The organism is Paenibacillus xylanexedens (genome assembly GCF_007676705.1).
Taxonomy (GTDB): Bacteria; Bacillota; Bacilli; order Paenibacillales; family Paenibacillaceae; genus Paenibacillus; species Paenibacillus xylanexedens_C.
Genome location: NZ_VEBF01000084.1, coordinates 1 through 343, shown reverse-complemented (window position 1 = coordinate 343; position 343 = coordinate 1). Strand labels below are relative to the sequence as shown.

Sequence of the window (343 nt, the reverse complement as noted above, 5' to 3'; positions counted from 1 at the left end):
CCCTAATAATCAACTCTTTACCTTCACCATCCACACCTTTCACTCTCACACTCTCAAAACCCCCAACCTCACCATTAATTCCACCCATACTCACACAACCTTCCCCTCCCAATTCCTCTCCCTCACTTCCAATAATCTCCCCCTTAATCATCTTCATCACCCCTTGCTCATCACCTCCCTCAATTACCATCACACGTTTCAAAATCCCCACCTCTCGTGCCCCAACACCCACACCTTCCCCATCCTACATCCTCTCACCCATATCATCCACCAATTTTTCTACCTTTAGTCTAATTTTCCTTACTTCTTTCCCTCTCTTCTCCACCACCTCATCTCCTTCTTC

Annotated in this window: 1 protein-coding gene; it reads right to left on the bottom strand. The window is 46.6% G+C overall.

What is annotated here, in order from left to right:
- The coding region (locus FS628_RS30240; RefSeq protein ID WP_369008903.1) for a peptide deformylase at positions 1-193 on the bottom strand (193 nt) is incomplete at its 3' end.
- Between the last annotated feature and the right edge of the window lie 150 nt (positions 194-343).